General features: G+C 75.1%; 8 protein-coding genes and 1 pseudogene. 7 read left to right on the top strand and 2 right to left on the bottom strand.

Annotated elements, in window-relative coordinates; translation table 11 throughout:
- Positions 1-68 precede the first annotated feature (68 nt).
- The 5 genes and pseudogenes from ACFVHV_RS31970 to ACFVHV_RS31950 all read left to right on the top strand — a co-directional run bounded on the left by ACFVHV_RS31970 (position 69) and on the right by ACFVHV_RS31950 (position 7,783).
- Positions 69-1,901, top strand: coding sequence for a GMC family oxidoreductase (locus ACFVHV_RS31970; protein WP_359911243.1), 1,833 nt, complete (start codon positions 69-71; stop codon positions 1,899-1,901).
- A 291-nt stretch (positions 1,902-2,192) separates the two neighbouring features.
- Positions 2,193-3,905, top strand: a complete 1,713-nt coding sequence (locus tag ACFVHV_RS31965) for a hypothetical protein (RefSeq protein WP_380355706.1) — start codon at positions 2,193-2,195, stop codon at positions 3,903-3,905.
- 1,019 nt (positions 3,906-4,924) lie between these two features.
- On the top strand, positions 4,925-6,520 hold the full coding sequence (guaA, locus tag ACFVHV_RS31960; RefSeq protein ID WP_359911249.1) for a glutamine-hydrolyzing GMP synthase: 1,596 nt from the start codon (positions 4,925-4,927) through the stop codon (positions 6,518-6,520).
- 213 nt (positions 6,521-6,733) lie between these two features.
- A pseudogene (locus ACFVHV_RS31955) lies at positions 6,734-7,267 on the top strand (DoxX family membrane protein); the annotation flags it as partial.
- A 42-nt stretch (positions 7,268-7,309) separates the two neighbouring features.
- Positions 7,310-7,783, top strand: coding sequence for a ubiquinol-cytochrome c reductase iron-sulfur subunit (locus tag ACFVHV_RS31950; RefSeq protein WP_380355712.1), 474 nt, complete (start codon positions 7,310-7,312; stop codon positions 7,781-7,783).
- Between the two features lie 55 nt (positions 7,784-7,838).
- Here the strand turns inward: ACFVHV_RS31950 and ACFVHV_RS31945 are convergent, their stop codons facing one another.
- Positions 7,839-8,048 (bottom strand): hypothetical protein, encoded by a 210-nt coding sequence (locus tag ACFVHV_RS31945; protein ID WP_359911252.1) that lies wholly within the window; start codon positions 8,046-8,048, stop codon positions 7,839-7,841.
- Positions 8,045-9,532 (bottom strand): PspC domain-containing protein, encoded by a 1,488-nt coding sequence (locus ACFVHV_RS31940; RefSeq protein ID WP_380355701.1) that lies wholly within the window; start codon positions 9,530-9,532, stop codon positions 8,045-8,047. The genes ACFVHV_RS31945 and ACFVHV_RS31940 overlap by 4 nt, the downstream gene beginning before the upstream one ends.
- A 263-nt stretch (positions 9,533-9,795) precedes the next feature.
- Between ACFVHV_RS31940 and ACFVHV_RS31935 the strand changes: the two genes are divergently transcribed.
- Together ACFVHV_RS31935 and ACFVHV_RS31930 are read left to right on the top strand one after the other, a co-directional pair.
- Complete coding sequence (locus ACFVHV_RS31935; protein WP_380355709.1) at positions 9,796-11,130, top strand: PspC domain-containing protein; 1,335 nt, start codon at positions 9,796-9,798, stop codon at positions 11,128-11,130.
- Positions 11,123-11,851 (top strand): response regulator transcription factor, encoded by a 729-nt coding sequence (locus tag ACFVHV_RS31930; protein ID WP_359911261.1) that lies wholly within the window; start codon positions 11,123-11,125, stop codon positions 11,849-11,851. Before ACFVHV_RS31935 ends, ACFVHV_RS31930 begins: the two co-directional genes overlap by 8 nt.
- The last annotated feature ends 96 nt before the right edge of the window (positions 11,852-11,947 follow it).

Below are 11,947 nucleotides of genomic sequence, written 5' to 3'. Positions count from 1 at the left end.
GGGGGGGGGCCGCCCCCCCCCCCCCGCCGCCCCACAGACAGGTTCACCCGGCGAAGGAGCGGTGGCAGATGGTGCAGTCCGGCGGTGCGGCGGAGTTCGACTACGACGTGGTGGTGGTCGGGTCCGGCTTCGGCGGTTCGGTCGCGGCGCTGCGGCTGACCGAGAAGGGCTACCGGGTCGCCGTCCTGGAGGCCGGGCGGCGCTTCGACCGGGACGAACTGCCCAGGAACTCCTGGGACCTGCCGAACTACCTGTGGGCGCCGCGGCTCGGGCTGTACGGCATCCAGCGCATCCACCTGCTGGCCAATGTGCTGATCCTGGCCGGCGCCGGGGTCGGCGGCGGCTCGCTGAACTACGCCAACACCCTGTACGTGCCGCCGAAGGCCTTCTTCGAGGACCGGCAGTGGCGCCACATCACCGACTGGCAGCAGGAGTTGGCGCCGTTCTACGACCAGGCGCAGCGGATGCTCGGGGTCCGGCTCAACCCGACCCTCACCCCGTCCGACGTCCACCTCAAGGCGGCCGCCGAGCGGATGGGCGTCGGCGACACCTTCCACATGGCGCCGGTCGGGGTCTTCTTCGGCGACGGCGAGGACGCCGGGGGCACCTCCCGGACGGAGTCCGGGGGAGGCGCGGCCGAGGCGGCCCCGGGGGGCGAGGTGGCCGACCCGTACTTCGGCGGCGCCGGCCCGGCCCGCAAGGCCTGCGTGGAGTGCGGCGAGTGCATGACCGGCTGCCGGCACGGCGCCAAGAACATGCTCACCGAGAACTACCTGTACCTGGCCGAGAAGGGCGGCGCGGAGATCCACCCGCTCACCACGGTGGCCCGGATCCGGGAGATCGGCGGGGCCGACGGGGACCGGGGCTTCGCCGTGGACGTGCGCCGCACCGACGCGCGCTCGAAGACCGACCGGGTGAAGGCGGGCGCGCGGACCATCACGGCGGCCCGGGTGGTCGTCGCGGCCGGCACCTACGGCACCCAGTCGCTGCTGCACCGGATGCGGGACGGCGGCCACCTGCCCCGGATCTCGGAGCGGCTGGGCGAGCTGACCCGGACCAACTCCGAGGCCCTGGTGGGGGCGCAGACCACCGACCGGCGCTACGGTGCCAAGGCGGACTTCACCAAGGGCGTGGCGATCACCTCCTCGATCCACCCGGACGCCAACACCCACATCGAGCCGGTCCGCTACGGCAAGGGCTCCAACGCGATGGGCGCACTGTCCATCGCCCAGGTCAGGGGCGGCGGAACGCTCCCGCGCTGGCTGCGCTACCTGGGCAACTCGGCGCTCCACCCGGTGACCTTCGCCCGCTCGATGAACCAGCGCCGCTGGTCCGAGAAGACGATCATCGGCCTGGTGATGCAGTCGCTCGACAACTCGATCACCGTCTCGCTGAGGAAGGGCCCGCTCGGCAAGGCCCGGCTCACCTCCGCCCAGGGCCACGGCGAGCCCAATCCGACCTGGATCCCGGCGGCCGAGCGCGGTGCCCAGGCGCTGGCCGACGAGATCAACGGCTTCCCCGGCAGCACCGTCGGCGAGATCTTCGACATCCCGATGACGGCGCACTTCCTGGGCGGCTGCCCGATCGGCGACGCCCCCGGGACCGGCGTGGTGGACCCGTACCACCGGCTGTACGGCTACCCGGGGATCAGCGTGGTGGACGGTTCGGCCGTCTCCGCCAACCTGGGCGTCAACCCCTCGCTCACCATCACGGCCCAGGCCGAGCGCGCCCTGTCGATGTGGCCGAACAAGGGCGAGGCGGACCCGCGCCCGGCCCAGGGCGAGGAGTACCGGCGGGTCGCGGCCGTGGCGCCGGTGCGGCCGGCCGTGCCCGAGGGCGCGTTCGGCGCGCTGCGGCTGCCGCTGCTGCCCGTCCCGGAGGTCCCGAAGAAGCGCGGCTGAACCCGGTCCGGCGGGCCAATCCGCCTGCGCCGGTTCCCGGTTGACAGCCGTTCGGGTCCGATGGGATAAACGGGCTCCCTGGGGCGGCCAGGAACTCGTCGAGCGGGGGGAACGCGGGCCATGGCCAACTGCACATCGTGCGGGGCGACTTCGGCGGAGGGGGCGCCCGCCTGCGGGTCGTGCGGCCGGCCGTTCGCGCCCCCGGCCCCGCCGACCGCCCCGCCGAGCGCCGTCCCGCCGGCCGTCCCGCCGACAGCTGTCCCGCCGCCACCGCCGGGTGCGGCTGCGCCCGTGCCGCCGCCCGGGTACGGGCCGCAGCCGGAGTACGGGCCGCAGCCGGGGTACCGGCCCGCGGCCGCGGCCCCGCCCGCCCTGGGCAGCTGGGGCGCCGGGCAGTCGTACGACAGGCAGCCCGCCCTCCAGCGCCTGCTGACGGCCGCGGACTGGCGCCCGGCGGCCAGGGCGGCCGTCGCGCCGACCCTCGTCCTGCTGGCCGTGGCGCTGATCGCGGCGGTCCCCAGCGACTACCAGTACCAGTACCGGTTCGAGGCGCCCGGCTTCGGCGAGCGTTTCGGCGCGATGCTGTCGATGACCCTGAACGCGCTCGGCGCGCCGTTCCGGCTCGCCTACCAGAGCTCGGTGGGCCGGGGCCCGGACGGCTGGACCGAGACCGTCCGGGTGCTGCCGATGACCGTCACGGTCCTGTGGTGCCTGGCGCTCTGGCTCGGCCTGCGGGCCGGGCTGCGCCGGCGCAAGGCGGCCGAGGGCCAGCTGACCCGGGGCCAGGCCGCCGCCGAGGCGATGCGCACCGCGGCGGTCCTCGCGGCGGTGAGCCTGGCGCTCGGCCTGGTCGGCGGTACGGACTGGAGCCCGGACGGCCGCGGCGTGAAGTCCGACTACTTCGACTCCCGGGGGAAGCCGGAGCTGCTGGTCACCGCGGACTCCGGCTGGCTGGAGGCGGTCGCCTGGACCGTGGTGCCGGCCGCCCTGCTGGCCTTCCTGGTGTACGGCACCGACGCGCTGCGCTGGGCGGCCTGGCGCAGCCGCTCGGTGCGCGGCTGGGCGGTGGCCGCGCTGACCGCCGGCCAGGCGCTCGCGGTCTCGGTGGGGCTGTCCTCGGTGGCGGCCTTCCTGCTGGTCGCGCTGAACAGCGACGACGGGGCGTTGACCGGGGTCTCGCTGGCCTTCCTGCCCAACCTCGGCCTGGGCCTGCTCGGCTTCGGCTCGGGGGCGGGCTTCCGGACGCACACCGGTCTGTCCGGTGACGGCGGCGGCTCGTGGCGCGACCGCAGCAACGACACCGAGTTCTCCTTCTTCGACCTGCGGGACCTGAGCGCCGATTGGCGCTGGGCCGGCCTGGCCGCGCTCGTCGCGGCGGGCGTGCTCGGCTGGGCGGCGTACCGGCGGCGCCTGGACGCGACCGACCGGCTGCGCCTGGCGGCCCTGCACGCCGGGGCGCTCACCCTGCTGATGGCGCTCTCCGGGGCGCGGCTGGTGGAGACCACGTCCATGACGGGCTGGACCGAGACCGCCCGGATGGAGTTCTCCCAGGAGTCCTCGGCCGGGCTGGTGTTCCTGGGCACGCTGGTGGCCAACGCGGTCTGGGCGCTGGTCGGCGCCCTGCTGGTGCCGCCGCTGCTGGTGGCCGTCCGCGACCGGGGCGCGGGCGCGCCGAACGGCGCGGTGCCGTACGCCGAGTCCCCGTTCGCCCGTGCCCAGGGCGGCGCGCCGCACCCGGCGGCGGTGCCGCCGCAGGTGCCGTACGCGACGCCGCCGCACGGCGTTCCGGCGCAGCAGGGCGGCCCGGTGCCGGGGTACGGCGGGCCGGCGCGGGCCGTCGTGCCGCAGGACGCGCCGTTCGACTCCGGCGGCGGGGTGAGCGAGGTGCTCGACTCGCACGAGGAGCCGCCCGCCCCGGCCGGCGGGGCGCCGGTGCCCGGCGCGGTGCCGCCGCCCCCGGCCGAGGAGCCGGTCGACCCGAGCGTCTGGCGCAAGCACCCCTGACCCGGGCGGCGGTCGGGGTGCCGGCGGCCGGGAGCACGGTGCCGGAGGTCGGGAGCACGGGGAAAGGGCAAAGGGCCCCGCGGGGGAACGGGGCCCTTTGTCGTTCAGCACTCGGCGTCAGGGCCGCGCCGGTGCTGGGGTGACGGCGCCGGGGGAGGAGCGCCGTCGTGTCGGTCGGCTTCGGGGTGCGCCGCGCGGCTCCGGCGTGGGTGGCCGGCCGTGCGGGGCGCGCACCTCCGTGCGCGGCGGGTCGGCACGCAGGTCTGCGCCGGTCCCACGCTCACGGAGCGTGAACTGACAATCGCTGCCACCGCCCTGCGGCGCGGCTGCGGAGAACGCCGTCGCGGGCCTCCTCGGTGGGCCGTGAGGCGCCGGGAGAACCGCTTACAACGAGCATCGTGCTGGACGAGGGGCTCGCTCTGCAACCGGTTCGGCACAGTTCGGCACAGAGCATTTCCCGGCGGGGCCGCCGTCGATGATCACGGTGCGTAGTGGTCCGGATGGTTGTGGCGCACGGGGACGCGCGTAGCGGCACGAGGTGGACGGGGGAGTGCGCCCGGGCGCGCACCGGAACGGACCGGGGGTGCGACGGCCGGTCCCGGGCGTCCCCGGACTCCGGCCGTCCCACCTCTCGGCCCAGTCGCGGCCGGGGTCGCTGTCCCCTGCTCGCCGGCCGCGGCACCCGCGCACGGTCCCACGGAGCCGCGCGCCCGGCGGACCGGGCGGCGGCACCACGTGCGCCGGTGGACTGGGGTGGAGCTCCACGCGTGGTCCTGCTGCCGTACGGTGCCCCCGCGGGGGCGGGCGGCGCGCCTGGCGGACGCGGCGCGGCCGTACGTTCGTCAGAAGCAACGAACCGCGGCCCCGCCCGGTCACGGTTCATTGGACGGGCAGACGAGTGAAACCGGACAGCCCGGTAGAATCGGTGTCCAGACACCCCACACCGTCCGCCGCAGCCGCAGTCCCGCCGGGGAGGCGGCCACGCGTGACACCTCGATACCGCTGCCGGAAGGCCGTCTGTGTCCTCTGCAATTCCCGTCCAGTCCGCGCCGGACAACGACCCCGTCCTGGTGGTCGACTTCGGCGCCCAGTACGCCCAGCTCATCGCCCGTCGGGTGCGTGAGGCGCGGGTCTACAGCGAGATCGTGCCGAGCAGCATGCCGGTCGCCGAGATGCTCGCCAAGAACCCCAAGGCGATCATCCTCTCCGGTGGCCCCTCGTCGGTCTACGAAGACGGCGCGCCGCAGATCGACCGCGCGATCTTCGAGGCCGGTGTCCCGGTCTTCGGCATGTGCTACGGCTTCCAGCTGATGGCCAAGAGCCTCGGCGGCACCGTCGACAACAACGGCGCCCGCGAGTACGGCCGCACCCCGCTGACCGTCTCCCGCACCGGCTCCACCCTGTTCGAGGGCGTCCCGGCGCAGCACTCGGTGTGGATGTCGCACGGCGACGCCTGCTCCGCCGCCCCGGAGGGCTTCGCCGTCACCGCCTCCACCGACCTGGTCCCGGTCGCGGCCTTCGAGAACGACGAGGCCCGGCTCTACGGCGTCCAGTACCACCCCGAGGTGCTGCACTCCGACCACGGCCAGCAGGTCCTGGAGCACTTCCTCTACCGCGGCGCCGGCATCGCCCCGACCTGGACCACCGGCAGCGTGGTCGACGAGCAGATCGCCCTGATCCGCGAGCAGGTCGGCGACAAGCGCGCGATCTGCGGCCTGTCCGGCGGCGTGGACTCCGCGGTCGCGGCCGCCCTGGTCAACAAGGCCATCGGCGACCGGCTGACCTGCGTCTACGTCGACCACGGCCTGATGCGCAAGGGCGAGACCGAGCAGGTCGAGAAGGACTTCGTGGCCGCCACCGGCGTCCAGCTGAAGGTCGTCGACGCCGCCGAGCGCTTCCTGAACGCGCTGAAGGGGGTCACCGACCCCGAGGAGAAGCGCAAGATCATCGGCCGGGAGTTCATCCGGGTCTTCGAGCAGGCCCAGGCCGAGATCGTCGCCGAGGCCGGCGAGCAGGGCGAGTCGGTCGACTTCCTGGTCCAGGGCACCCTGTACCCGGACGTGGTGGAGTCCGGCGGCGGCACCGGCACCGCCAACATCAAGTCCCACCACAACGTCGGCGGCCTGCCCGAGGACCTCCAGTTCCAGCTGGTGGAGCCGCTGCGCAAGCTGTTCAAGGACGAGGTCCGGATGGTCGGCCAGGAGCTGGGCCTGCCGGAGGAGATCGTCCAGCGCCAGCCGTTCCCGGGCCCGGGCCTGGGCATCCGGATCGTCGGCGAGGTCACCGAGGAGCGTCTGGACCTGCTCCGCGACGCCGACGCGATCGCCCGCGAGGAGCTGACCGCGGCCGGTCTGGACCGCGAGATCTGGCAGTGCCCGGTCGTGCTGCTCGCCGACGTCCGCAGCGTGGGCGTGCAGGGCGACGGCCGTACCTACGGCCACCCGATCGTGCTGCGCCCGGTCTCGTCCGAGGACGCCATGACCGCCGACTGGTCGCGCCTGCCGTACGACGTGCTGGCGAAGATCTCCACCCGGATCACCAACGAGGTCCGCGACGTGAACCGCGTCGTCGTCGACGTCACCAGCAAGCCGCCGGGCACCATCGAGTGGGAGTGATCACTCCCGCCGGCCGCCGGGACGCTTCTTCGTCCTGAGGCCGATGCCTGAACGGTCGCGCCGTCGTTCCCGTACTGGAGGGAGCGACGGCGCGACCGTTTGCGGTGCGGGCGTCGCTCTCCGGGAGGACCTCCCACCGAAAGCGGCCGGGAGCGGGCAGAATGCGGACCGGACCTGTCAGGGACTGGCAGGCGGCGAGGGAAGGTGTGAGGGATGTCGGAGGCCAGCAACTCGGTGCCGGCCGGTGGCGGCGCGGCCGGCCGGGCCGCCGGGGCGGCGCAACTGCAGGCGCTCGCGTCCAAGTACGCGCTGCTGCCCCTGCGGCTCTTCCTCGGCGTCACCTTCGTCTACGCCGCGCTCGACAAGCTCTCCGACGCCCACTTCCTGGCCGGGGCGGGCGACCCGGCGTCCTTCGTCTCGCAGACCCGGGCCGCCAAGGCGGGCGGCAGCCCGATCTCCTTCCTGCTCGGCCCCGCCCTCGACCACCCGACCCTGTTCGCGCTCGCCGTCGCCTTCGGCGAGCTGGCGGTGGGCCTGGGCACCCTGCTCGGCCTCTGGGGCCGGGCCGCCGCGCTCGGCGGCGCGCTGCTCAGCCTCAGCCTGTGGCTGACCGTCAGCTGGAGCGTCTCGCCGTACTACCTCGGCAACGACCTGGCCTACCTGATGGCCTGGACGCCGCTGCTGCTGGCCGGCACCCCGTACCTGTCGGTGGACGGCTACCTGGCCCGCCGGGCCGGACGGGACCGCGCGCGCGGGCTGGGCGAGGACCACGTCAAGCGCCGGGCCCTGGTGGACGGCGGGATCGCGGCCGTCGCGATCGGCGGGGCCGGGCTGCTCACCGGCTCGCTGACCCGGACCTTCGGCCGGGACAGGTCGGCCGCGCCCGAGCCGTCGGCGGCCCCGGTCTCCGCCGTCCCGTCCGCCGCGGCCCCGGCCTCCGGCGCCCCGGCGACGGCGCCCACGGTGCCCGCCGCGAGCGTGCCGGTCGGCGGATCGGCCCAGGTCAAGGACCCGGCCACCGGGGACGCCGTCTACATCGTCCAGCCCAAGGCCGGCCAGTACTGCGCCTTCTCCGCGGTGTGCACCCACTCCGGCTGCGCCGTGGACGCGCCGAAGAACGGCCAGCTGTACTGCCCCTGCCACGGCTCCCGGTTCGACGCCGCGACCGGTGCGGTGGTCAACGGGCCGGCGGTCAAGCCGCTGCCCAAGTACGCCGTCAGCAAGGACGGGGACCGGCTGGCCCTGGGCCCGCAGCAGAGCTGAGGGCCCGGAGCCGGTCAGGGGCGGCGCGGGACGTCCGGGGGCCTGCCCCGGCCGCTCACTCCTCGCGGTCGGGCCGGCCGCGCCGGGCCACCGCCGCGACCGCGCCGGCCAGGCCGCCGACACCGAGCACGATGAAGGTGACCGGGATGACGATCCGCCCGTTCACCGACTGGTCGTTGAGCGCCGCGACCAGGTAGAGCACCGCGAGTACGGTGAACAGCGCGCCCGCGATCAGCGAGAACAGGTCGAGCCGGTGCTTCCTCACTGCTGGACCACCTTGATGTTGCCGAGCCCGATTCCGAGTTCGAGATTGAGGGTCCCCTTGGCCGGCTGCCCGTTGGCAGGGCCGATCAGGTAGGTGTGCCGCCCGGTGCCGTCGCTCCGCTCACCCGGGACGGTGACGTTGCCCAGGCCGATCCGGGTCACCAGGTTCACCGTGATGTCGTCCGGCACGGTGACCGTCATGTCGCCGGTTCCGAGGTCGACCTTGGTGGCGAGGGTGGCCCCCGCCGGGTCGAGTGCGGAGAGGTCGAGCCTGATCTGCCCGGCGCCCAGGTTGTACCGGTCGCGCAGGTCGGTCGCCGAGGCGACGGTCCAGTCGCGATCGCCGACGGCGTTGCGCATGGAGTCCGGCGAGTGGCCGACGAAGGCCAGCGCCAGGGTGAGCAGCAGGCCGGTCACCGCCAGCCGGCGGGCCCGGCCGAACTTCGCGCCGACCAGCAGCGTCAGGCCCACCACCAGCAGCGCGGCGGCCAGCACCGTCGCACCCAGCACGGTGGGGTCGTGGTGGTCGGCGGAGGCGGCCCAGACCGCGGCGCCCGCGCCGATCGCCAGCAGGAAGCCGAAGAAGCCGAGCGCCGAGCGCTCCCGGGGGCGCCGTACGGCGGCGGGCGCGGGGCGTCGCCCGGGGTGCTCCTTGCGCAGCGGGTCGCCCTGCGGCAGGTCGGCGCGCTGCCACCAGGGCCGGGCCGGGCCACCGGCCGGCGGCACCGGGGTGCCGAAGGGCGGGGTCGGAGTGCCGAAGGGCGGGGTCGGGGTGGCCGAGGAGCCGCCCCCGTACGGATTGCGCTCGGGGTGGCGGGGGTCCCACAGGTAGCCGCCGGCGCCGGGGGCCGGGCTGTCGGCGGGGCCCTTTCCGGCGGCCCGGGCGGACTCGTCCTGCTCCGGCCGCGGCCAGCGGTAGGCCCCGGCGCTCCCGGCGCCCGCCGCGCCGCCGGTGACCCCGGTGCCCTCGGACCCGTCGGACCCCGGGAAGTGGCGGTCGTACGGCCCGCCGCCGCGGCGGTCGCGCCCCCGGCCGCGGCCCCGGCGGCGCTCCGGGTCGTAGCGCACCGCCAGGAAGACCAGGGCGGCGAGCAGCAGCAGCGGGAACATCTGGTCCCCGTCGCCCATCGAGGAGAAGAACACCCCGGTGCCGATCACGGTCAGCAGCACCGCGCCGACCGACTGGCCGTCCACCCGCCCGGTGAGCACCCGCTGGAGCTCGGTGCGCCCGCCGCGGCCCTTGGACTCGTCGTCGGTCGGGACGATCAGCCAGGCCAGGCCGTACAGGAACAGCCCGAGGCCGCCGGAGAGGCAGAGCACCACCGTGACGATCCGGAAGACCACCGGGTCGATGTCCAGGTGCCGGCCGAGGCCGCCGCAGACGCCGGCCACCACGCGGTGGTGCTCGGCCCGGGTCAGTGGCGGGCGGTCCGGTTCCGGCGGGGCGGCGGGCCCGGCCTCCTCGATGCGGGGGTCCTCGGTCATGGGCACCATCCTTCCGGCAGGGGCGGGCCCGGCCCAACCGGGTCGATCCCTGTCCGTACCCTGACTTGTCCCTGATACGCGATGGGGACACACCCTGATGCGCCCGTGGGCGCGCGCGTGGAACCATCGGTGCCGTGGCAGCCCCCGGTACCGATCCCCGACCCACCGCCCCCGACGCCGCGTCGTCGGCCGGCGCCGACCCGAGCGCGCCCGACGACGGGAGGCCGCCCTACCGGCGGCTCTACCGCAGCCCGCAGGGACGGATGCTCGGCGGCGTCGCGCACGGCCTGGCGGTGCACCTCGGGCTGCCGGTGCGGTGGGTGCGGATCGCCTTCGTCGTGCTGTTCTTCGCGCAGGGGATCGGCGCCCTGCTGTACGCCGCGTTCTGGTTCGTGGTGCCGATCGGCATCGGCGAGCCCTCGCAGCGCGGCGGCGCCCAGTGGGTGTACGTCAACGGGGTGTTCGTCCCGGCCTCGCCCGGGGTGCAGGGCGGCCTGCTGAGCAAGGGCGGCCAGGCCGGCGGCTGGGTGGCCCGGATGCGCCGGCTGCTCCAGCACACCCTGCAGGGCGAGCCGGTGGGCGCCCCCGCGGAGGGGGAGGAGGCGGCGCCGGCCGGCAAGGCCGGGCAGGGCGGCCTGGGCCAGCTCGCCGCCCTGGTGATGACGGTGATCGGCCTGATCGCCCTGCTCAACGTGCTCGGCCTGCAGACCGCCAAGCCGTACACCTGGCCGCTGCTGGCGATCGGCGTCGGCGTGGCGCTGGTCTGGCGGCAGGCCGACGACTCGCGCTGGCAGCGCTGGTTCGGCATCGAGGAGGGCGAGAAGCGGCGCGGCGCCTACACCCGGGTCGGCGCCGGCGTGCTGCTCGCGGTGGCCGGCACCATCGCGCTGCTCGCCATGCAGGGCAGCGGTTCCACGCTCGGCTCGGTGGTCGAGGCCTCGCTCGCGGTGCTGGCCGGCGTGCTGGTGCTGCTGGGCCCGTACGGACTGCGGCTCTGGCAGGACCTCGGGGCCGAGCGCACGGCCCGCATCCGCGCCCAGGAGCGGGCCGAGATCGCCGCGCACATCCACGACTCCGTGCTGCACACCCTGACCCTGATCCAGCGCCGGGCCGAGGACCCCAAGGAGGTGCTGCGGCTGGCCCGCTCGCAGGAGCGCGAGCTGCGGCTGTGGCTGTACCGCCCGGAGGCCGCCGCCGAGGCCGCGCCGGACACCATGGCGGAGAGCCTGCGGGCCGCCGTCGCCGAGGTCGAGGACCGGCACGGCGTCCCGGTGGAGCTGGTGATCGTCGGCGACTGCCCGATGGACGAGAGGATCGCGGCACAGATGCAGGCCGCGAGGGAGGCGACCGTCAACGCGGCCAAGTACGGTGGCGGGGGACCGGTCCAGGTCTACGCCGAGGTGGAGGGGAGGACGGTGTCGGTGTTCGTCCGCGACCACGGCCCCGGCTTCGACCCCGACACGGTGCCCGAGGACCGGATGGGCGTACGGGAGTCGATCATCGGCCGGATGAAGCGCAACGGCGGCACCGCTCGGGTGCGGCCGGCTGCGGGCGGCGGCACCGAGGTCGAGTTGGAGATGGAGAGAGCGGATGACTGAGGCAGCTCCGGAGCGTTCTGCGCGGGTCGTGCTGGTGGACGACCACCGGATGTTCCGGACGGGGGTCAGGGCCGAGATCGGCCGCACCGAGGTGACCGGCATCGACGTGGTCGGCGAGGCCGACGACGTGGACTCGGCGGTCCGCGTGGTCGCCGAGACCAGGCCGGACGTGGTGCTGCTCGACGTCCACCTGCCGGGCGGCGGCGGCGTCGAGGTGCTGCGCCGCTCGGCCGGGGTGATGGGCGAGGGGTCGGGCGGCGCGGCGCGCGGCGGCTCGGACAAGAGCGGTGGCGAGCGACGGGAGGGCGTGAAGTTCCTGGCGCTGTCGGTGTCGGACGCCGCCGACGACGTCATCGGCGTCATCCGCGGCGGTGCGCGCGGCTACGTCACCAAGACCATCACCGGCGCCGACCTGGTGAACGCGATCTTCCGGATCGCCGACGGCGACGCGGTGTTCTCGCCCCGGCTGGCCGGCTTCGTGCTGGACGCCTTCGCCGCCACCGACACCCCGCCGGTGGACGAGGACCTGGACCGGCTCACCCAGCGCGAGCGGGAGGTCCTGCGGCTGATCGCCCGCGGCTACGCCTACAAGGAGATCGCCAAGCAGCTCTTCATCTCGGTGAAGACGGTCGAGAGCCACGTCTCCGCGGTGCTGCGCAAGCTCCAGCTGAGCAACCGCCACGAGCTGACCCGCTGGGCCACCGCCCGCCGTCTGGTCTGAGGCTCTGAGGCTCTGAGGGGCTGGGGCGTCCGGCGCCCCCGAAGGCCGGTGCGGGCCCGTCCGACCGGCCCGCACCGGCCCGCACCGGGCCCGGTC

The sequence above is a fragment of the Kitasatospora sp. NPDC127116 genome (genome assembly GCF_042677365.1).
GTDB lineage: Bacteria > Actinomycetota > Actinomycetes > Streptomycetales > Streptomycetaceae > Kitasatospora > Kitasatospora lactacystinica.
Note: the sequence above shows the minus strand (reverse complement) of the source record. Positions and strands in the feature narration are given on the sequence as shown.

Bases quoted from the DNA above. Each gene is read 5' to 3' on its own strand.
- ACFVHV_RS31935 (WP_380355709.1), top strand. From the start codon at position 9,796: ATGCTCGGCGGCGTCGCGCACGGCCTGGCGGTGCACCTCGGGCTGCCG.
- ACFVHV_RS31930 (WP_359911261.1), top strand. From the start codon at position 11,123: ATGACTGAGGCAGCTCCGGAGCGTTCTGCGCGGGTCGTGCTGGTGGAC.
- ACFVHV_RS31940 (WP_380355701.1), bottom strand. From the start codon at position 9,532: ATGACCGAGGACCCCCGCATCGAGGAGGCCGGGCCCGCCGCCCCGCCG.
- ACFVHV_RS31970 (WP_359911243.1), top strand. From the start codon at position 69: ATGGTGCAGTCCGGCGGTGCGGCGGAGTTCGACTACGACGTGGTGGTG.